At 65.2% G+C, this 20,313-nt stretch carries 21 protein-coding genes; 1 reads left to right on the top strand and 20 read right to left on the bottom strand.

Features of this window, described 5'->3' with window-relative positions:
- Positions 1–89 precede the first annotated feature (89 nt).
- Positions 90–1,751, top strand: a complete 1,662-nt coding sequence (gene ettA / locus ACJ7IV_RS04155; RefSeq protein WP_213311372.1) for an energy-dependent translational throttle protein EttA — start codon at positions 90–92, stop codon at positions 1,749–1,751.
- Positions 1,752–1,873: 122 nt separating this feature from the next.
- Here ettA and lpxL read toward each other — a convergent pair whose 3' ends face one another.
- From lpxL to ACJ7IV_RS04055, 20 genes are all read right to left on the bottom strand, one after another.
- On the bottom strand, positions 1,874–2,791 hold the full coding sequence (gene lpxL / locus ACJ7IV_RS04150) for an LpxL/LpxP family Kdo(2)-lipid IV(A) lauroyl/palmitoleoyl acyltransferase (RefSeq protein ID WP_483865905.1): 918 nt from the start codon (positions 2,789–2,791) through the stop codon (positions 1,874–1,876).
- 20 nt (positions 2,792–2,811) lie between these two features.
- Positions 2,812–3,915 carry an alanine racemase gene (gene alr, locus ACJ7IV_RS04145; RefSeq protein WP_483865904.1) on the bottom strand — a complete coding sequence of 368 codons (1,104 nt, stop codon included), beginning with the start codon at positions 3,913–3,915 and terminating at the stop codon, positions 2,812–2,814.
- Positions 3,916–4,078: 163 nt separating this feature from the next.
- Entirely contained in the window at positions 4,079–5,065 is a 987-nt protein-coding gene (gene rpoS, locus ACJ7IV_RS04140) for an RNA polymerase sigma factor RpoS (RefSeq protein WP_483865903.1), read from the bottom strand.
- 108 nt (positions 5,066–5,173) lie between these two features.
- The gene (locus ACJ7IV_RS04135) at positions 5,174–6,340 is read right to left on the bottom strand and encodes a peptidoglycan DD-metalloendopeptidase family protein (protein ID WP_483865902.1); all 1,167 of its coding nucleotides are present in this window, start codon (positions 6,338–6,340) and stop codon (positions 5,174–5,176) included.
- Positions 6,333–7,319: a DUF368 domain-containing protein gene (locus ACJ7IV_RS04130; protein ID WP_483866543.1), complete on the bottom strand. Its 987-nt coding sequence runs from the start codon at positions 7,317–7,319 to the stop codon at positions 6,333–6,335. Before ACJ7IV_RS04130 ends, ACJ7IV_RS04135 begins: the two co-directional genes overlap by 8 nt.
- A gap of 52 nt (positions 7,320–7,371) precedes the next feature.
- A complete protein-coding gene (locus tag ACJ7IV_RS04125) occupies positions 7,372–8,052 on the bottom strand; it encodes a protein-L-isoaspartate(D-aspartate) O-methyltransferase (protein ID WP_161430957.1) in 681 nt (226 codons plus the stop codon).
- Entirely contained in the window at positions 8,039–8,785 is a 747-nt protein-coding gene (gene surE / locus ACJ7IV_RS04120; protein WP_483865901.1) for a 5'/3'-nucleotidase SurE, read from the bottom strand. The genes ACJ7IV_RS04125 and surE overlap by 14 nt, the downstream gene beginning before the upstream one ends.
- Before the next feature lie 26 nt (positions 8,786–8,811).
- On the bottom strand, positions 8,812–9,888 hold the full coding sequence (gene truD, locus ACJ7IV_RS04115) for a tRNA pseudouridine(13) synthase TruD (RefSeq protein WP_483865900.1): 1,077 nt from the start codon (positions 9,886–9,888) through the stop codon (positions 8,812–8,814).
- Positions 9,881–10,396, bottom strand: a complete 516-nt coding sequence (ispF, locus tag ACJ7IV_RS04110; RefSeq protein WP_483865899.1) for a 2-C-methyl-D-erythritol 2,4-cyclodiphosphate synthase — start codon at positions 10,394–10,396, stop codon at positions 9,881–9,883. The genes truD and ispF overlap by 8 nt, the downstream gene beginning before the upstream one ends.
- The gene (ispD, locus tag ACJ7IV_RS04105) at positions 10,396–11,130 is read right to left on the bottom strand and encodes a 2-C-methyl-D-erythritol 4-phosphate cytidylyltransferase (protein WP_483865898.1); all 735 of its coding nucleotides are present in this window, start codon (positions 11,128–11,130) and stop codon (positions 10,396–10,398) included. Before ispD ends, ispF begins: the two co-directional genes overlap by 1 nt.
- Positions 11,127–11,462, bottom strand: a complete 336-nt coding sequence (ftsB, locus tag ACJ7IV_RS04100; protein ID WP_483865897.1) for a cell division protein FtsB — start codon at positions 11,460–11,462, stop codon at positions 11,127–11,129. Before ftsB ends, ispD begins: the two co-directional genes overlap by 4 nt.
- 141 nt (positions 11,463–11,603) lie before the next feature.
- On the bottom strand, positions 11,604–12,632 hold the full coding sequence (locus tag ACJ7IV_RS04095) for a transporter (protein WP_483865896.1): 1,029 nt from the start codon (positions 12,630–12,632) through the stop codon (positions 11,604–11,606).
- A gap of 171 nt (positions 12,633–12,803) precedes the next feature.
- The gene (locus ACJ7IV_RS04090) at positions 12,804–13,505 is read right to left on the bottom strand and encodes a hypothetical protein (protein WP_483865895.1); all 702 of its coding nucleotides are present in this window, start codon (positions 13,503–13,505) and stop codon (positions 12,804–12,806) included.
- A 150-nt stretch (positions 13,506–13,655) separates the two neighbouring features.
- Positions 13,656–14,336, bottom strand: coding sequence for a C39 family peptidase (locus ACJ7IV_RS04085; protein WP_483865894.1), 681 nt, complete (start codon positions 14,334–14,336; stop codon positions 13,656–13,658).
- A 131-nt stretch (positions 14,337–14,467) separates the two neighbouring features.
- Complete coding sequence (locus tag ACJ7IV_RS04080) at positions 14,468–15,595, bottom strand: hypothetical protein (protein WP_483865893.1); 1,128 nt, start codon at positions 15,593–15,595, stop codon at positions 14,468–14,470.
- Between the two features lie 63 nt (positions 15,596–15,658).
- Positions 15,659–16,252, bottom strand: coding sequence for a hypothetical protein (locus ACJ7IV_RS04075; protein ID WP_483865892.1), 594 nt, complete (start codon positions 16,250–16,252; stop codon positions 15,659–15,661).
- Between the two features lie 59 nt (positions 16,253–16,311).
- Positions 16,312–16,692: a hypothetical protein gene (locus ACJ7IV_RS04070; protein WP_483865891.1), complete on the bottom strand. Its 381-nt coding sequence runs from the start codon at positions 16,690–16,692 to the stop codon at positions 16,312–16,314.
- Positions 16,693–16,880: 188 nt separating this feature from the next.
- The gene (locus tag ACJ7IV_RS04065) at positions 16,881–17,246 is read right to left on the bottom strand and encodes a hypothetical protein (RefSeq protein WP_483865890.1); all 366 of its coding nucleotides are present in this window, start codon (positions 17,244–17,246) and stop codon (positions 16,881–16,883) included.
- Between the two features lie 366 nt (positions 17,247–17,612).
- Positions 17,613–18,980 (bottom strand): sigma-54 interaction domain-containing protein, encoded by a 1,368-nt coding sequence (locus ACJ7IV_RS04060; RefSeq protein WP_483865889.1) that lies wholly within the window; start codon positions 18,978–18,980, stop codon positions 17,613–17,615.
- A gap of 191 nt (positions 18,981–19,171) precedes the next feature.
- The gene (locus ACJ7IV_RS04055; RefSeq protein WP_483865888.1) at positions 19,172–20,305 is read right to left on the bottom strand and encodes a GNAT family N-acetyltransferase; all 1,134 of its coding nucleotides are present in this window, start codon (positions 20,303–20,305) and stop codon (positions 19,172–19,174) included.
- Between the last annotated feature and the right edge of the window lie 8 nt (positions 20,306–20,313).

Raw genomic sequence — 20,313 nt, 5'->3', positions numbered from 1 at the left:
CCCCGCCGGAGCGGGACAGTGGCTGGCCTTTGCCTGTTGCGGGCTCTATCATCCGTGGGTCAGCCAATCCTTCAACCAAGTGGAACTCCATGGCGCAATACGTCTACACCATGAACCGGGTGGGCAAGGTCGTGCCCCCCAAGAAGCAGATCCTCAAGGATATCTCTCTCTCCTTCTTCCCGGGCGCGAAGATCGGTGTGCTGGGCCTCAATGGCGCGGGCAAGTCGACCCTGCTGCGTATCATGGCCGGCGTCGACACCGAGTTCGAGGGCGAGGCACGCCCCATGCCGGGCATCAATGTCGGCTACCTCCCTCAGGAGCCGCAGCTCGACGACGACAAGAACGTCCGCGAGACCGTGGAAGAGGCCCTCGGCGAGATCAAGGACGCCCAGGAGAAGCTCGACGCCGTCTACGCCGCCTATGCCGAGCCGGACGCCGACTTCGACGCCCTGGCCAGCGAGCAGGCGCGTCTCGAGAACATCATCGAGGCCTCCGACGCCCACAACCTGGACCGCAAGCTGGAGGTGGCCGCCGAGGCGCTGCGCCTGCCGCCCTGGGAGGCCCGCGTAGGCAACCTCTCCGGTGGCGAGCGGCGCCGCGTGGCACTCTGCCGCCTGCTGCTCTCCAGCCCCGACATGCTGCTGCTCGATGAGCCCACCAACCACCTGGATGCCGAGTCGGTGGCCTGGCTGGAGCGCTTCCTGCACGACTACAGCGGCACCGTGGTGGCGATCACCCACGACCGCTACTTCCTCGACAACGTGGCCGGCTGGATCCTCGAGCTCGACCGCGGCCAGGGCATCCCCTTCGAGGGCAACTACTCGGGCTGGCTGGAAGCCAAGGAGAAGCGCCTCGAGCAGGAGGCCAAGCAGGAGGCCTCCAGGAACAAGGCCATCAAGCACGAGCTGGAGTGGGTGCGCAGCAACGCCAAGGGCCGCCAGGCCAAGAGCAAGGCGCGCCTCAACCGCTTCGAGGAGATGCAGTCCGGCGACTTCCAGAAGCGCAACGAGACCAACGAGATCTACATTCCGCCCGGCCCGCGCCTGGGCGACAAGGTCATCGAGTTCCACGGCGTTTCCAAGGCCTTCGATGACAAGCTGCTCTACGAGGACCTGACCTTCACCGTGCCCAAGGGCGCCATCGTCGGCGTCGTCGGCGGCAACGGCGCGGGCAAGTCGACGCTGTTCAAGCTGATCACCGGCAAGGAGCAGCCCGACGGCGGCGAGGTGGTGGTCGGCGAGACCGTCGACATCGCCTACGTCGAGCAGCTGCGCGACGCCCTGGATGACAAGCAGACGGTGTGGGAGGCGGTCTCCGACGGCCAGGACATCCTCAACATCAATGGCTACGAGGTCTCCTCGCGGGCCTATGTGGGGCGTTTCAACTTCAAGGGCAACGACCAGCAGAAGCGCCTGAGCGACCTCTCCGGTGGCGAGCGCGGTCGCCTGCAGCTGGCCCAGACCCTCAAGCAGGGCGCCAACGTGCTGCTGCTCGACGAGCCCTCCAACGACCTCGACATCGAGACCCTGCGGGCACTGGAGGAGGCGTTGCTGGCCTTCCCCGGTTGCGCCCTGGTGATTTCCCACGATCGCTGGTTCCTCGACCGCATCGCCACCCATATCCTGGCGTTCGAGGGTGACTCCCACGTAGAGTTCTTCGAGGGCAACTACACCGAGTACGAGGCGGACCACAAGAAGCGCGTCGGCGACGACACTCCGCACCGCATGAAGTACAAGCGGATCGACGCTTAAGCTTAAAGCTTAAAGCCTGAAGCTGGAAGAAACCCCACGACCGCAAGGTCCGTGGGGTTTTTTACTTCCAGCTTCCAGCTCAAGCCCGCGAAGCGGGCGCTCTTCCAGCTTGACGCGAAGCGTCAGTAGAAACCGGGTTCGCCCTCGGGGCGAGTCTTGAAGCGCCGGTGCAGCCACAGGTACTGCTCGGGATGCTTGCGGATCGCCGCCTCGATCACGGCGTTGATGCGCGCGGCATCGGCCACCTCATCGCCGCTGGGGAAGTCCTCCAGCGGCGGCAGGTATTCGAGGGTATAGGTGCGGTCATCCGGGTTGCGGTGGAAGACCAGCGGTATCACCGCCGCCCCGGTCATGCGGGCGATGCGCGCGGTCATCTTCACCGTGGCGGCCTGGATGCCGAAGAAGGGGGCGAAGACGCTGGCGTCACGGCCGAAGTCCTGATCCGGCGAGTACCACACCGCATGGCCGGCCTTGATCCGGCGTACCACCCCACGCAGGTCGTGACGATCGAGTACCGCATCGAAGTAGGGAGCGCGGGCACGCCCCATGAAGCGGGCGAAGAGCGGGTTGTCGTGGGGGCGCTGCACGGCGTCGGCGCGGAAGTAGAGCGAATGCAGGGCGGCTCCCAGGTCCAAGGTCGAGAAGTGCACGCCGAGGATCAGCGCACCCTTGCCCGCCGCCTGCAGCCGGGCCCGGTGTTCCTGACCCTTGAACACCACCCGATGGCGAAGATGCTCCGGGTCACGACACCAGCCGGTCGCGGTCTCCAGCAGGCCGATACCGTTGGCGATAAAGGTCTTCCTGACCAGGCGTCGCTGCTCGTCGGCATCGAGCTCCGGGAAGCACAGCCCGATGTTGGTCTCGGTGATATGCCGGCGCCGCCCGGCGAAGCGCAGTGCCGCCAGCCCGATCAGCTTGCCGATCCACAGCTTGAGACGCCAGGGCAGCCAGGCCGCCGCATGCATGGACCCGATGGCCAGCCACACGTGCCAGTATCGGGGATGGGCGAAGTTGGGCCGGGTGTCAGCGTCCCTGGACATGCTCGGTTCCTGTCGGGCGTTCAAGACTGCCCATGATACCGTCTGGGCACCCTCGGCAGCACCCCGGTGAGCAGGGTGTAGCTGATGGTATCGCAGTGGCGAGCGACCTCGTCCACCGGGAGCACCTGGCCGTTGGCCGCCCTGCCCCACAGCACCACCTCACTGCCGATGTCGGCCTCGGGAATATCGGTGATATCCACAGTGAGCATGTCCATGGAGACCTTGCCGGCGATAGCGGTACGCTTGCCTGCCACCAGCACGGGGGTGCCGTCCACGGCGTGGCGATCATAGCCGTCGCCGTAGCCACAGGCCACCACACCGATGCGCGAGGGACGTGGGGTGATCCAGCGCCCGGCATAGCCCACCGGCTCGCCGGCGGGAAGCTCGCGCACGGCGATGATCGCCGAGCGCAAGGTCATCACTGGCGCCAGCCGGGAGGTAACGGCATTGGGCCTCTCGAGAGGGTCGCTGCCGTAGAGCATCACCCCGGGGCGATTCCAGGCACCGTGGGCCTCGGGACGCGCCAGGGTTGCCGGGGAGTTGGCCAGGCACACCGGCGCATGCAGGCGGTCGGCCAGGGCCCGGAGCTGCGCCATCTGGCGCATGAAATAGCCACTGTCGACGGAATCGGCGGTGGCGAAGTGGCTCATCAGCTGCAGGTCACAGGCGTGCTCGGGAGCAGCCGCCAGCTGACGCCACACCACCTCGGCGCGCTCCGGCGTGAAGCCCAGGCGGTGCATGCCGGAGTCCACCTTCAGCCACACCGGAATCGGCCGCGAGGGACACCGGCCGAGCAGCGCCTCCACCTGCCAGTCGCTGTGCACCGCCATCCACAGGCCCAGTTCGTCCACCTGGGCGAGTTCGTCGGCGCTGAAGATCCCCTCGAGCAGCACGATGGGTGCCGTGATGCCCGCCTCACGCAGGGTCAGCGCCTCCTCGATGCAGGCCACCGCGAAGGCCGGGGCGATACCCTCCAGGGCACGGGCGCAGGCCACCGCACCATGGCCGTAGGCGTCGGCCTTGATCACGGCGACACAGCGACTCTCGGGTGAGCACTCCCGGGCGAGACGGTAGTTGTGGCGCAGGGCGTCGAGGTCGATCTCGGCGATCAGCGGCCGGGCCATAGCGGACTCCTGAACTGGTATGGATGGGAAAACGAGAATTATCGTTGGAAGTGCCGGCCAGATCACGAAAAAAGCCACCATATGGCCGGTGGCTTCTCGAAAACTATCACTGAATACGGCAAGAAATCTGAAATATCTTGCTGGTCAATACGTCAAGCGGGAGTCAGGCGAAGATGGCATCCAGGCTGAGCCCCTGCTTTTCCAGCACCCGACGCAGCTTCTTCAGGGCCTCGACCTGGATCTGGCGCACCCGCTCCCGGGTCAGGCCGATCTCCTCCCCCACCTGCTCGAGGGTGGCCGCCTCGTGGCCGCGCAGGCCGAAGCGCCGCACCACGACCTCGCGCTGCTTTTCGGTGAGCTCGGAGAGCCACTCGTCCACATGCTGCTTGACGTCACCGTCGAGCAGGCTCGACTCGGGGCCATGTTCGTTGTCGTCGGCCAGGGTCTCGATCAGCGGCTTGTCGCTGTCGCCGCCCACCGGATAGTCCACCGAGGAGATGCGCTCGTTGAGCCCCATCATCTTCTTGACGGCTTCCACCGGCTTGTCGAGGTGGTCGGCGATCTCCTCCGCGGTGGCCTCGTGATCGAGCCTCTGGGTCAGCTCGCGGGCCGCGCGCAGGTAGATGTTGAGCTCCTTGACCACATGGATGGGCAGGCGAATGGTGCGGGTCTGGTTCATCAGCGCCCGCTCGATGGTCTGGCGGATCCACCAGGTGGCGTAGGTGGAGAAGCGGAAGCCGCGCTCGGGGTCGAACTTCTCCACGGCACGGATCAGCCCCAGGTTGCCCTCCTCGATCAGGTCGAGCAGCGAGAGGCCACGGTTGAGGTAGCGCCGGGCGATCTTCACCACCAGCCGCAGGTTGGACTCGATCATGCGTGAGCGGCCCAGCGGGTCGCCCTTCTGGGCCAGGCGGCCGTAGAAGACCTCCTCCTCGGGGGTGAGCAGCGGCGAGAAGCCGATTTCGTTGAGATAGATCTGGGTAGCGTCGAGGCTCTGGTGGCTGTAGCGATCCTCGCGATTCAACGCCTTCTCGAAGGCCGTCTCGTCCTCGGCCTCCGGTTCGTCGATGGCATCGACGATGGTGTCATCCTCCTTCTCCTCGAGCGTGTCCAGATCGACATCCTGAAGGTCCCGTTCAAGTATGCTCATCGATGGCTACCCCGTGCTTGCGTCCTGTCGCCGATACTCAAGAGCATCGGCGAAACCCATTATTATTGTGTGACATACCCGGTGGGGATTACCCACCGGGTAGCGGCATCAGCGCGAGGGCAGGTAATCCAGGGGATCCTGCGGCTGGCCATCCTTGCGCACCTCGAAATGCAGCCTGACATCCTCGGCATCGCTGTCGCCCATGGTGGCAATCACTTCGCCCGCCTCGACCACGTCGTTCTCGCTGACTCGCAACGTATCGTTGTGGGCGTAGGCGCTGAGGAACTGGTCGTTGTGCTTGAGCAGGATCAGCTTGCCGTAGCCTCTAACGCCGCTGCCCGCGTAGACCACGATCCCGGGCCCCGCCGCCTTGACAGGTTGCCCCTTTTGTCCGGCGATATCAATGCCGGCGGTAATGGCTCCGCCATCGCCGAACTGGCCTACCACCTCGCCCCCTGCGGGCCACTGCCAGGGCACCTCGGCCACCGGGGTATAGGTGCGCGAACCGCGATCCTCGGCCTGGGTACCTCCGGCCACCGCGGTACCGGCATCGGCTTCCGGGGCCTCTTCTTGGGCAGGCTCACTGGCCGCCTCCTCGGCGGGCTCTGGCTCTTCCGAGACATTGTTCTCGACCACTTCCTGGGTCTCGCTGCGCTCTTCAGCCGCCTCGCTCTCCTCAGCGGCCTGCTCGGCCTCGCTGGCGGCATCTCGCTCGCTGCGCTCGGCCAGGTCGCGTTCACTCAGGCTGCCATCGGCACCGGGGCTATCCGGCGAGTAGACCGGGCCCGGTCCGCTCTCTTCGTCGGAGGCCGCCTGAGCCGGGTCAACGTCGCCAGAGTCGGTGGCTCGATCGTCGCGGGAGACCGTCTCGGTCTCACCGCTGGGCAGCAGCCACTCCATGTCGCCGGAATCGGCATCGGCCTGGGCGCCGCCGAGGGGCGTGGCCACCGCCACGGCACTCCCGCCGTCATCATCGGGCTGCTGCGCCGCCGGCTGTCCCGCCGCCGCGTCGCCCTCGAGCACCAGGCGCTGGCCCGGCTGGATCGCATAGGGCGGGCCGATGCGATTGAGTCGCGCCAGGTCGCGATAGTCCATGTTGTGGCGCCAGGCGATGCCGTAGAGGGTATCGCCCTGCTCCACGGTATAGTGGCTGGCTGCGGTGTCCGAACGGCTCGCCGAGAGGTCGCGCACCGGCACCTGGCCCGGGGAATCCTGCTGGCTGGCACAGCCGGCCATCGCCAGGGCCAGGCCCGAAATCATCAATACCTTACGCATCAGAGCCTTCCTCCTTGTTTGCCCTATCAGAGCTTGGCCTATCAGAGCTTGCCCGATCAGAGCTAGCCCCATGTGATTCATTACCGCGCGTCGCTGCCGGACGCCGTCCCGTGCGGTCGAGCAGCAGAACGCCGGCCGCCCCGGCCAGCATCAGCGCCACCACGGCCATCAGCTGGGGAGCGTCACCGGTGAGCAGGGCGTAGTCACCGGGGGTCAGGTAGCGGTAGTCCAGTGGGATCATCTGTCCATCCGGGCCGAGCTGGTAGCGTACCAGTTCCCGCCACGGCCAGAGTACCGGCAAAGAGCCAATGATGAAGCCCACCAGCAGCTGCAGCGTCCCGGTATGGTAGCGGTCGAGGAGCCAGGAGAGCAGTCGCGAGAAGGCGAACAGTCCTGCCGCGCACCCCACCCCGAAGAGGCCGATCAGCCCCAGGTCGAAGCCGCGGATGCCGTCCATCACGGTGCCATAGAGGCCCATGGTCAGCAGCAGGAAGCTGCCCGAGACCCCGGGCAGGATCATCGCACTGATGGCGATGGCGCCACCCACCAGCAGCATCACCTCGCGGCTGCCCAGCTCGGTCACCAGCGGCATCAGCGAAGGCAGGCCGTGGGCCAGCAGCAGCCCGCCGACCAGCGGCAGGATATGCCACCAGCGCCAGTCGGCCGGATGCCGGCTGACTACCAGCGCCGAGGCCAGCACCAGCCCGAAGAAGAAGCCGTTGAGCAGCAGCGGGTGGTCCTCCATCAGCCACACCACCAGGTGGGCGACGCTGACCAGGCTGACGGCGATGCCCAGCAGCAGCGGCAGCAGGAAAGGCAGGTTGAGGTGGGCCACCAGGCCCGCCATCCCGCCACGACGCCAGGCACCGAAGGCGCTGGGGCCGAACTGCTTGATGGTATGGATCAGCTCCTCGTAGATGCCGGTGACAAAGGCGATGGTGCCCCCGGAAACGCCGGGTACCGCGTCGGCAGCTCCCATGCCGGCGCCCCTGAGGATGATGCCGAGGTATCGCTTCAACAGCGGACTCCTTTCAACGAATGACGCCTTCGAGCAGCGGCACGAAGCGCACCGGCTCCAGCCGCCGCTTCTCGAACTGGTTGTCCTGACGCTGGATCCGGGTCAGCCACTGGCGGCCCCGGGCGTCGGACAGCGGGGTGATCAGCACGCCGCCCTCGGCGAGCTGGGAGAGCAGCGCCGCCGGCAGCTCGCTGGCGCAGGCGGTCAGCAGGATGACATCGAAGGGGGCGGCCTCATCCCAGCCATGGCCGCCGTCGGCCAGGCGCAGGTGGGCATTATGTGCGCCCAGCAGACGCAGACGTTCGGCGGCGCGACGATGCAAGGCATTGATTCGCTCGATCGACCAGAGTTCCGGCACCAGCCTCGAGAGGATCAGCGTCTGGTATCCGGACCCGGTACCGATCTCCAGCACGCGCTGCGGCGACGCCTGCAGGACCAGTTCGGTCATGCGCGCCACCATCCACGGCTGGGAGAGGGTCTGTCCATGGCCGATGGGCAGCGAGGTGTCCTCGTAGGCACGGTGAGACAGCGCCTCGTCCAGGAACAGGTGGCGAGGCTCACGGCCCAGGGTCTCCAGCACCCGGGGATCACGGATACCCTGGGCGGCCAGGCGTTCCAGCATGCGGTCGCGGGTGCGCTGGGAGGTCATGCCCACCCCACGCACCAGCTCGGCGAGACGTTCAGGTGAGTGCATCCAGCCAGCCCTTTACGTCCGCGATGGCCGCATGCCGGGTGAGATCGGTCTGCAGCGGGGTGATGGAAACGAAGCCTGCCTCCACGGCGGCGAAGTCGGTATCGGGGCCATCATCGGCGTTCTCGCCCACGGCGGCGATCCACCAACGCACCCGGCCGCGCGGGTCTCGCACCTCCTGGGGCCGAGCCGCGGGACCGCGATAGCCCAGGCGAGTGACCCGGAAACCCTGGATCTCATCCCAGGGCAAGTCGGGCACATTGACGTTGAGCAGGCTGCGCGGCGGCAGCGAGAGCTGCTCGGCGGCGCCCACCAGGCTCGCCGCCACCCGGCCGGCGGTCTCGAAGTGGCGATGGCCCACCAGCGACATGGCGATGGCGGCCATGCCCAGGTTGCGCCCCTCCATGGCTGCGGCCACGGTGCCGGAGTAGAGCACGTCATCGCCCAGGTTACCGCCGTGGTTGATGCCCGAGATCACCAGGTCGGGCCTCTCGTCCCAGACACCGTTGACGCCCAGGTAGACGCAATCCGCCGGCGTGCCGTCCACGCTGTAGAAGCCGTTGTCCAGCGCCGACAGCGCCAGCGGGCGGGTCAGGGTCAGGGAGTTGCTGGCCCCGCTCTTGTCACGATCCGGTGCCACCACCCGCAGCTTGGCATGGGTCACCAGCGCGTCGTGGAGCGCACGCAGCCCGGGGGCATGCACGCCGTCGTCATTGGAGAGCAGCAGTCGACGCATCTCGAATCCTCTCGTAGGCGCACCCGTCACAGGGTCGGGTGCGCGATCAGTTCTCGAAGTACCGCGGTGGCGAAGGCGCCGCGGGGCAACGCGAAGGCAAGCCATAGCTCGCCGTCACCACGCGTAAGGCTCGCCTCGACCAGACGCAGGCGCAGCGGGCGACGCCCCAGGCGCACCCCGGCTTTCTCGAGGCCCGCGCACAGCACCGGGAAGCGGTTGGCCAGGAGTGCCTCGCGGGCCAGCGCCTCGTCACTCGCCACCGAGCCTCCGGTGCCCCACAGCACGCCGCTTGGGTGCAGGTCGAGGCGCGCCGCACGGGCCTCGAGGTCGGCGCCCGGCGCCTCGACGGTGAACTGGCTCGCCGTGCCGTCGAGGTTCGCCACCTCTCCCGGCAGCAGACGATCCCAGCTGCCCTCACGGATGCGCTCGGCGAGCAGTTCGTTGAACAGGAAGCTGCGTGCCGCCGAGAGCAGCATGCCATCGCGGTCATCGCGCTTGCGCCAGCCGCGGGCCAGCAGCGAACGGGCACGCAGCAGGTTGCGCCCATCCGGCCCGAAGCGCTGGGGACCGAAATAGTTGGCGACCCCGCGCTTGAGCAGACGCTCCCAGCGCGCCGCGAAGCCCTCGTCATCCACCGCCGGCCCAGTGAGGCGCAGCCGGAAGCGGTTGGCGCGGTGCACGCCGCGCTTGAGCTTGCGCGGATGGCGGGCCATCTCCAGCACCCTGACGCCGCGCTCGGCCAGGGAGTCGCCCAGGCCTTCCGGCGCCTCGCGACCAGGCAGTTGCACAGAGAGCCACTGGCGGGTCACGGCGACACGGTCCTTCATGCCCGAGTAGCCCACCACCCGCGGCGATACCTCGCACAACCGCGCCAGCTCCTTGACCACCATGGCGGTGGTCAGGTCGCGCTTCTCGATGTAGAGCCAGAGGTGCTCCCCCTCCCCTTCAGGAGCGAAATCGAGCACCTCCTCGACCATGAAATCCTCGGGGCGCGCCCGGTAGTCCCCGCCGAGCGGCGGACCGAACTCGGCGTCGAGCACCCGCGGCCAGGCCGGTGGCCAGTCGATAGCGTCGGCCTGGGGGCGTGCGGCGGCATCACTCACCGGCGCGCTCGCTCGTCTTTTTCGAAACCGGTCCCGAAATCGGCAACAGCAGTGCTACCGCCTCTGCAGCGATGCCCTCGCCGCGGCCGGTGAAGCCCAGGCGCTCGGTGGTGGTGGCCTTGACGTTGACCGCGCCAGGTTCGACACCCAGGTCCGCGGCCACATTGGCCGCCATGGCCTCCACATGGGGCGCCATCTTCGGCGCCTGGGCCATCAGGGTGGCATCCAGGTTGCCGACCCGGTAACCGGCCGCATGCACCAGGGCCACCACGTGGCGCAGCAGGTCACGGCTGTCGGCGCCCTTCCAGGCCAGGTCGGTATCCGGGAAGTGGCGACCGATATCGCCCAGCGCGCAGGCGCCCAGCAGTGCATCGCTGATGGCATGCAGCAGCACATCGCCGTCGGAGTGGGCGACGAAGCCGCGCTCGAAGGGGACGGCGACGCCGCCGATCATCAGGTGGTCGCCCTCGCCGAAGCGGTGGACGTCGAAGCCATGGCCGATTCGCATCATCTCTCCGCGACGCCCGCAGGCGCCGTCTCGCTGTGCGCCGAGGCCTGGGCGGCCAGGATCATGCCGGCCAGGGCCAGGTCCTCGGGATGGGTGATCTTGAGGTTGTCGCGGCGCCCGGTCACCAGCCGCGGGGAGTGGCCCAGAGCCTCCACCGCCGAGGCCTCGTCGGTGACCGTCACGCCCGCCGCGGCGGCATCACGCAGCGCCCGGGCCAGCACGCCATAGCGAAAGCCCTGAGGCGTATAGGCGTGCCAGAGGCCCGCGCGGGGTTCGGTAAGGGCGACCCGGCCGGCGCCGTCGTCGCGCTTCATGGTATCGGCCACCGGCGCGGCCAGCAGCCCGCCCACCGGGTCATCGACCAGCACCCGCAACAGCAGCCGCAGGTCATCGACGGCAACGCAGGGTCGCGCCACGTCGTGGACCAGCACCAGGTCGTCGCCATGGGCCTCGTCCGCGATGGCGGCCAGGGCATTGGCCACGGAGTCCGCGCGCTCGGAGCCCCCGGGCACCCGGCGCCAGTCGGTGAAGGGCACCCAGGCCGGGTCGAACCAGCTGTCGTCGGAGTCCAGGCAGAGGCAGAGCCTGGCCTCGGGAAAGGCGGCGTGAAGCCTTGCCAGCGTATGGGACAGTACCGGACGGCCCTCGAGCTCCAGGTACTGCTTGGGGCGATCGGCAGCCATGCGCCGCCCTTGCCCCGCCGCCGGCACTAGCAGCCAGAGCGGCGCGCTCATCGGCTCGCCTCCAGGCGCTTGGCGGGCAACGGGTTGACCACCGGCTCGGTCTCCACCGCCACGTCGGGCACCCAGAAGAATTGCTCGTCGGTGCGTACCATGCCGATATCGCTTCGCGCGCGCTCCTCAATGGCATCGAGGCCGGTCTTGAGGTCGAGCACCTCGGCGGCCAGGCGCGCATTGCGGTCGCGCAGCGGCTGGTTGGCCGCCTCGAGCGTCGCCACCCGCTGGCGCACCTCGCGCAGCTCCTCGATGCCTCCCTGGCCGAGCCACAGCCGATACTGCAGCAGCGCCAGCAGGACCGTCAGCGCCAGCGCCAACCCCTTGAGCATGGTGCCTTCCCGTTACGTGGTTACGATGCCGCGCATTATGCCATCACGGATAGCCGCACGGCGAGAAACGACCACCCCTGCTGCCCGCTCTCGCAGCGGGCAGCAGGGGTGGCAAGAGATCCTGTCCTGGAAGAGAGAATGCTAGAGCTGGAAAGGCATGCGGAAGGTCAGGCTGATATCGGAGGCATCGTCGGTCAAGCCGATGCCCAGGCTGGTCACCACCGAGGTGCTGTCACTCAGCGCATAGGTGCCGCCGATATTGAACACCCCCACGTTGGCATCGCTGCCAACCACCTTGTTGGTTGCTTGCCCTGGCTCAGTGGTCTCCGACTGCATGATATATTCATGGGAGTAGGAGAGTGAGAGGCTAAGCCGCTCGTTAAGGGCGAAGGCGGTACCGAAACCGGCGCGGATCGAGTCCCCCAGCTTGACATCACCCGGAGTCTTTCCCGAAGAAGCTGAGATATCGTCGAAGCTCTCCTCGACATTGTAGGTGTAGCCCAGATTGGCAAAAACGATGGCAGGATCGAGTGTCTTGAGGACCGAAGCCCCCGTGGTAACCGCCCATACACCGTTACCAGTAGGCAACTCTGTCGGCACGGTCAAGTTTGTATTTGTAGGATCATCACGAGTAGAGATGCCATAAGGATCCGAGCCTGTGGGTGCCCGTACACCGAAGTTCAAGACAACATCAGGGCGATTCTGGGTCTCCGGAAGAAGCCGATAGGATAGCGAAGCACTAACATCCCCAAGATCTGCCTCATCGACTGTTAGCTCACTTAGGCTTGGCCCACCATCAACACCGGTTGATCGATAAGTACTACTCCTATAAACAAAAGGAATATTAAGCCCAAACTCCAGCCGATCAGTAAGCCCATAACGGGTATTGATATCGAAGGTTGTGATATGGCTTTTTACATTATCAACGTTAATCTGGCCAAGAAATATTGCATCGAGGGCCAGAAACCCTCTCAGAGCCAACTGGGAGCGATCCGAATAGGAGTAGTTGATGCCCGGCTCGATGGTCAGGCGATCGGAGAACAGCGCATGCTCCTCACGAAATACGTTTTCCACACTCTGGCTGGGCCTCGCCTCCCGAACCACCTCCTCCGAGCCACTCGACACCTGGGCCAGGGCAAGCGGTGAGAAAGCCCCCAACGACACCAGCATGGCAATAGAACAGCTCCTGACCCTTACGAAACGCAATGGCATTGACGTCTCCACATGCTTCTCCTTGTGTGCTCACATTTGCCAGCCGAGGCCATGCTGCCGGCCAGTGGCCAGTCCTGCCGTTACCGCACAACCAGTGTAGAACAGCTGCGAGGTTCTTCCCTGATGGGTTCAACGCCTCAGTTGACGCACCGACTCGATGGCGCTGCGCACTCCCGGCGTGCCCCCATTGGCGCCCTGCTGTCCCATATAGAGCTGTAGGCGAGTGATGTTCTGGACCCGCTGGAAATCACTGGTCAGCTGGATCGACTGGCGCAGGCCGCGGCTGGGCACGATGGCCTGCTGGACGCGGCCCATGCCGGGCACATCGAGCGCCACGCCCATTCCCCCGGCCCCGTAGTTCACCGCGACACTGGTTCCGCTGGGAAGCCGCTGGGTGCCGCCACTCCCTGAGCTGCCGACCGGGCCACGATGGCCAGACGCATCCAGTACATCGATCTGCAGGTCGTTGGCGGCGGCGTTGAAGTCCCCGCCGGCCTGGATCGACTGCACTACCCCACGGGCATTGCCGGTACCGGCATCTCTGACGATGGCCCCGTTGCCGGACCGAGCCGCCTCGGAGATGTCGCTGGCAGACACCATGGTCAGGTGCGGTTCGAAGCTCACCCTCGGCGCCCTGCCTGTCAGGTCGCCATGCAGGGTGGCACCGGCCATCAGCTCTTCACCGGCCGAGGTGCGCCACGCACTGGACATCTGGATACCAAAGAACATGATGCGGCCCTTGTCGACGAAGCGCCCGCGTAGCTGGCCCAGTTCGGTATCACTCAGCTGACGTCCGTCGGAGAAGTCCGCGAAGCTGGAAGATGCGGCCATGGCCGCCGGTGCCAGCAAACCACTGGCTGTAATGGCCACCAGGGCCGTAAAGCCTCTCCTCCTGCAGTGTTGCTTGAACTCATGCATGAACATGATCGTTACCCTCTGAGCTGCAGCTCTCCTGGTTCAACAGCCATTCAGGCCGGCGACTCAGAAAAGGTCTGCATGACGAAAACCGAAATCGAGTAGCTTCTGCCGAGGAACCGGCGAGAAGACATCCTGTAGTCGATGCGCCGTGAGAGGTTGCCTGGGGCTGAGCAGCACCGTCTCGCGGTCGAAGCCCTCGCCCACCACGGCGAAGATGATATTGTTCCAGGAGGCCATGAAGTCATCGCGCTCCATCACGCGGTTCCCCAGGGCCGGATCGCCGACATAGACGCGGTCACCGCTGGCCTTCTTCATCACCACGAAATGCTTGTAGCCTTCGAGATCCAGCAGCACGATCACCGGGATCGATACCTCGTCCAGGGTTTCGGGTGCCACCTCGTAGCCACGCCCCCGATAGCCGAGGGTCTCCACGTAGTTCTTCAGATCCAGCAGGGAGAAGCCCCGCTCGAGCACCACCTGCGGATCGGAGACCTCGAGCATCCCGACCAGCACCGTCTCTTCGGTCACCTCGGGCTGCTGGTAGGCGTACTTGAGGATGGTCGCCAGCGATGCGGCACCACACGAAAAGTCGGTCCGCTGCTCGACGAGGTTCTCGTAACGCCGCTCGCGGATCGACTGCACATCCTTCTGCACCAGGGTGCCAGGCACCAGATTGCCCAGGCGCACGGTGGCGGCCTGGGCATCGAAATGGATGGGTAACAGCCCAAGAGCCAGAGCTGCCATTACGGCTATCCGCCTTGCTGTCATAAATCCCCCGGGCCGTATCATTGATGGCTTGGCAAAGCCCAGCCTGCCGAAGCAGGCCGGGCCGTTTCACGTTATCTCGCTTTTTCAGTCAAGACAGCGGCTGGAGGTTACATTTCATTACCACCACCATTTCCATTACCATTGCCATTACCTCCCATGGATGAGGCAATGGAGAGGGAGTTGCGCTGCAGGTTATTGGTACCGGCTGCTACGTTTACGCCGATGTTGCCGCTGGCACCCGCCAGAGCACTTCCGCCAAGGGTGGCGTCGTTGCTATGGAAGGTATAGACGGTACGATATGCCGGTACTTGACCGCTGATAGTCCCGCTCAGAGTGGAATCAGAAGTTGCCTGGAAGGCCAAGGCACCTCCATCCTCATTAAGGTCACTACCACCTTGAGTCGCGGTATCCAGGTCAACATGCCCGAACCTCGGGCCGGTGGTGGTGTGGCCAGCGTCTCCATTCTCATCCCAGATATCGGGATAGACGTCGCCGATCTGATCCATCTTCAGGCCACTGGCATTCACAGTAAAAGTGGCCTCGATGGGGGCAGCCCCTCTTACTTCACGGGTATGCGGTACATTAGCGGTGTAGTTATCGTAAGTCTGCTGGACACCGCCGGCAGTGGCATCGGCGGAGCCGGTGGCGGTATTGGAGGATGCCGCCAGCGAGTTCTGCTGGGAGTTGCCCACGCCGGCCACTACGTTAGCCGCGATATTGCCGGAGGCGCCGGAGAGTGCACTGCCACCCAGAGTGGCGGTGTTGGGGCTTCCGGCGTTCGTCACAGCATTACCGGTGGCGGTTTGTGCAGAGAAGGCAGCTGCCTGGCCCATCAAGCCAAAGACACGAGATGCATCCGATGCTGACAGGGCGGCATCGTTGGCCTGGTTGTTGCTGTCGCCGGCGGCCACGTTGGCACCAATATTGCCTGACGCACCACTCAGAGATGAGCCTCCCAACGTAGCATTGTTCTCGGAACGCTGATTATTGACCTCGTTGTTCGTTGAGAACTGCTTGCTGTCCACGGTGGCTCCGGAGTAATCAGTGGCCCACCCCATGGTCCAGATCTTGGTCTTGAAGTCCTTGTAGGAGTCGGAATCATGATTGATCTCGACATCGATCTCATTGTAGAAGCTCGATTCTACAGAGCTTTCACTGCTATTAGCCAGTGCATAAGGCGCTGCCATCAGCGCGGTGATTGCGAGTGCCAGCGGTGCTTTGTGGAACGTTTTCATGATCTTTCTCCTGAATGAACCGAATCGTTCTGTTGTTGCTGCCGTTACTTGCTTCGGGCAACGCTACTGCCCTGCCGCCATATTCATGCGGAAGCTGTTGCGAGTGGCGTTCCCCGTACCGGCTGATTGGTTGACCTGGATGATGCCCCGGGCACCCTCGAAGGAGGTCTTGTCCACCTCTATTCTTCGATTCGTGCTGCCGGAACCCCCATCGGTACCGCTCAGCCCCTGCTGATCGGCCATCACCGTCTGCAACGTGGCGTCGCTCAGGTTGCTGGCCGATATGCCCAGAGCCACTCCCATGGAGTTGCTCTGCACATTCCCTTGGCCCGCCGCCTGGTTGATCGACAGCCAGCCTTCTGACTGCCGAAAGGCTCGGTCCTTGATTCCTATTGTCTGCTCGCGATTGGCGATCCGCTGTTCGATCCTGGAACTCTGCATCAGGGTGTTGGCGGCATTGGCGGCATTGGCGGTATTGCCGATGGCCAGCACCCCGCTGTTGCTCTGCAGGTTGCCGTCGCCTGCCGCCATATTGGTGGTGCTCACCCCGGAGACGGCGCTCAGCGCACTGCCACCGAGAATGGTGCTGTTGCGAACCAGAGCACCCGACTCGGCCATCGCCACCTGCGCCAGGCCGGCCACCAGCCCCAGTGCCACTACACTCACCCTGAAAGAGCGCCTTGTGGCCGGGAACAGACAAGCTCGAATCGCCATCATCATTTCCGTCCTGTGAAGGGTGAGAGTGCATTGCCGACCGTGCCGGCGATGCCCGAGGTAGCCGATGTCACGCTTCCGGCAATTCCGCCACCGGCACCGCTGCCACCGCCCAACGAGCCGGCGACCCGATTGAAGTTGCTACCCACCCCCTGCCCCCCATTGCGAACCAGGGCATCGGAGCCGGGATTCAGCGCACGCCCCACGGTGCTCTGGACGCTGCTGCGCACCCCTGCCGCTCGATCATCCGAGAGGGCTACGATGCCGCCCCCGCCCAGCTGGCGCTGGATATCCACCCCGCTGTCGCGAACATTCACCCTCGAGGAGATCGGACCGGCATGGCGATCGACGGAGCCGATGGGGGCCGGGTCCACGCGCCGCATGATGACAACATCGCCGGGCCTGACACCTGGATTGAGGTTGTGATGAGTGGAGGGGTCAGCTGCGACTCCCGCGGATGCTTGAGCCAACATCCCCGCCGCGACCGCGGCGACCAGTGACGCCCTCAGGAGACTGTGCTTGCTCTCCCCTGCTCCCATCGCACTTATCGTTTGCCTGGTTGCCGCCATGACTATTGACTCCTCTGCGTGGTGACTCTGGTGGCCTGATGGTTATTGAATCCCTGTGCGCTGTTGCCGCCAGGACCACCGGCACCATTTCCACTCTGACCGGAACCGCCGGGACGCTCATCCCAGAGGATCACGGCGTCGGTGATCTCGGGCCCGCCTTCCACGAACTTGCCGCGGATGCCGGCCAGCCTGGCGTCCTCCAGCGACTCGACCGCCTGGCTGCCAAACAGCGCCAGTTCCAGGGCAGCTTCATCTGCTGCGGCTTGCTGGGTCATCGCCAGGGAGAGACCCCCGATGCCAGCCACCAGCAGGAGCACTCGACGCCCTGGTGCGCTCTGTCTGCGGTTGGCTGGCTGGTTCCCGTTCATTTCAGGCTCTCCGTGAATCACGACCCTCTACCGGGTCACTCACAACATCTCGACTCTTTCCCTTGTTACAGCAATCATCGTGCCAACATTGAAGGTCCTTTGTTTTCAGCAAGTTGAAGTAAAAGTGAATATTGCAAAGTGTTAATGCTACGTAACACGCACAGGACATTGCCGATAAGATGTCGAGGAATCCCGAGAACAATCGCGATAAAACAGCGAGTTACCGGCCGACGCTCGGCTGTAACGCCACTGATGCACTGGCCGTCGAGATGACTGGACGAAAAAAATCCACGCCTGGAGAGGCGTGGATTCAGGAAGGGAAATCGCTGGCGGGAATACGAGGCAAGAGCGAGGCGCCGGGCCGGCTCAGGCCAACTTGCGGGCGATACCGTGCTTTTCCATCAGCCGATAGATGGTGACGCGAGAGACTCCGAGCTCCTTGGAGGTCGGCTGTACCTGGTTGTGGTTACGGCCGAGTGCCGCCAGCAGGGTATCGCGCTCGGCCGCATCTCGCGCCTGCTCCAGGGTCATCTTGCAGCGAGGCAGGCTACGTCGCTCGATGCCCAGGTCCTCGGGCTGGATGAGGCGGTTGTCACACATGACCATGGCGCGTCGCACCCGGTTGATCAGCTCCCTGACGTTGCCGGGCCAGCGATACTGGCGCATCACCAGCAGGGCCTCGCTGGAGAAACCCTTCAACTGGCTGGGCTTCTCATGGCTGAATCGTTCGAAGAAGTAGCGCGCCAGGATCTCGATATCCTCGGGATGCTCCCGCAGCGGGGGCACCTTGACCTGCAGCACATTCAGCCGATGGAAGAGGTCTTCCCGGAAGCGCTGCTCGGCCACGGCCCGTTCGAGATCCACATGGGTGGCGGCGAGGATTCGCACATCCACCGGTATCTCCTCTAGCCCTCCGACCCGCTGGATGCGCCGGGTCTCGAGGAAACGCAGCAGGTTGACCTGCAGCTCCAGCGGCAGGTCACCGATCTCGTCCAGGAACAGGGTGCCTCCATCCGCGGCCTCGATCCTGCCGATCTTGCGCTGTACCGCACCGGTAAAGGCCCCCTTCTCGTGACCGAAGAGCTCCGACTGGATCAGGTGGTCAGGCAAGGCACCGCAGTTGATCGCATGGAAGGGCTGCTTGGCGCGCTGGGAGCGCTCATGGATCGCCTGGGCGGTCAGCTCCTTGCCCGTGCCGGACTCACCGCTGATGCATACCGAGGCATCCACCGCCGCCACCTTGCGGATCGTCTTGAAGAGCTTCCACATGGCGGGGGTCGACCCCACCATTTCGTACTCGCCGGGGGTGGTCTCCACCACCTCGCCGTTGCATGGGCCATCCGCCACCTCCTTCTGGAGCTTGCCGAGCCGGGCGGCATGGCGCAGCAGGCAGTCCAGGTGTTCCAGTTCATGCGGCTCGACCACGAAACCGTGACAGAGGTTGGCGATGACGTTGCGTACCTCATCGTCAGCCAGGCAGTCGGGAGAGATGACCCCCACACAGGGGATTCCGGAGGAGATGATCAGTGACTCGACGTGCCTGAGCCCCTGCCTGGTGAGGTCCGGGAAATGAACCACGCCGGCGTGACACGCCTGCTGACGCACCTCTTCTACCGAGTAAGGAGGAGCCAGGCCACTAACTTCCCAGCCAAGCCGACCCAGTTCCTGCTCCATCCGCTTCTGGACCGGCGGCCGCTGAGCGACCATCCAGCAGCGTTGCTGCAACATATCCATTGTTACGCATCCTTCCTGCCGGCTTCACCTTGCCGGGCAGGCTTCCTGGGGCATAAAGGCAATCCACAGCGGAACACGCCCGCTGCATACCTTGTGCGTGCCGGATCAGCCTCCACCGGCCAATCCGCTGCGACGCCAGAGAGTATAGCAATGCGGCACAGTTCTGCTTCGCTGTTCTGCCTTTCAGCGGCTCAACTCCTGAACGGCAGCGCCTGCTCGGCGGCCCGGCAGTAGGCACGCACCTGGACGCGCTCCTCGGCACAGAAGCGCGCCACGGCGTCGCGCAGGCGTGGGTCGGCAATATGATGCAGCGAGGTGAGCAGCCGCGGCTCGAACCCGCGCGTCAGCTTGTGCTCACCCTGGGTACCGGGGTCGAAGACGGTCAGGCCGCGTTCCAGGCAGTGCACGATACCCTGGTAGTAGCAAGCCTCGAAGTGCAGGCAGTCGGCGACCACCTCGCTGCCCCAGTAGCGCCCGTAGAGGGTACGCGCGCCCTGCAGGCAGAGTGCTGCCGCCACCGGCTTGCCGTCGAGGCGCGCCTGCACCAGCAAGAGCGATTCCGGCAGGCTGGCGCGCAGGCGCCGAAAGAACTCGAGGTTCAGGTAGCCATGGCGTCCACGCTCCAGGTAGGTGATCTCGTAGCAGCGGTAGAAGTGCTCGAGGGCCGCTGCGTCGACCGCCTCGCCCTCCAGGCGGTGCAGGGTGAGTCCCTGATCGGCGACGATCCGCCGTTCGCGGCGGATCGCCTTGCGGCGCTTGGAGGTCATGGCGGCCAGGAAGCCCGTGAAGTCGCCATAGCCGCGATCGCGCCACTGGAACTGCACCCCGTGGCGCGCCAGCAGCTCCGGGCGTGCCGCCTGCCACCCGGCCACCTCGGCCTCCTCGGCAAACAGCAGGTGCCAGCTCGAGAGGTTGCCCATCTCCCAGACGTCGGCCAGCACCTCGCGAGCCGCGCGCGGATCGATCCCCGCCGCCAGGGCCAGGCGCGGGCCCGGCGCCGGGGTGTAGGGAATCGCCGTCAGCGCCTTGGGGTAGTAACGTCCACCGGCGCGCTCCCAGGCATCGGCCCAGGCCCAGTCGAAGACGTATTCGCCGAAGGAGTGGTGCTTGTGATATAGCGGCATGACGCCGACCAGCGATTCGCCCTGCCACAGGGTCTGGTGATGCGGCACCCAGCCGGTGGCCGGCCCTACCGAGCCGCTGGCCTCCAGGGCATGCAGGAACTCGTGGCGCAGGAACGGATAATCATCACCGACCAGGGCATTCCAGTCGGTGGCGGAGACCGCCTCCATGGCGGGTAAAGTCTGACGCGTCAGCATGGACATGCGGTCAC

This window comes from Halomonas sp. C10-5 (genome assembly GCF_057169305.1).
Note: the sequence above shows the minus strand (reverse complement) of the source record. Positions and strands in the feature narration are given on the sequence as shown.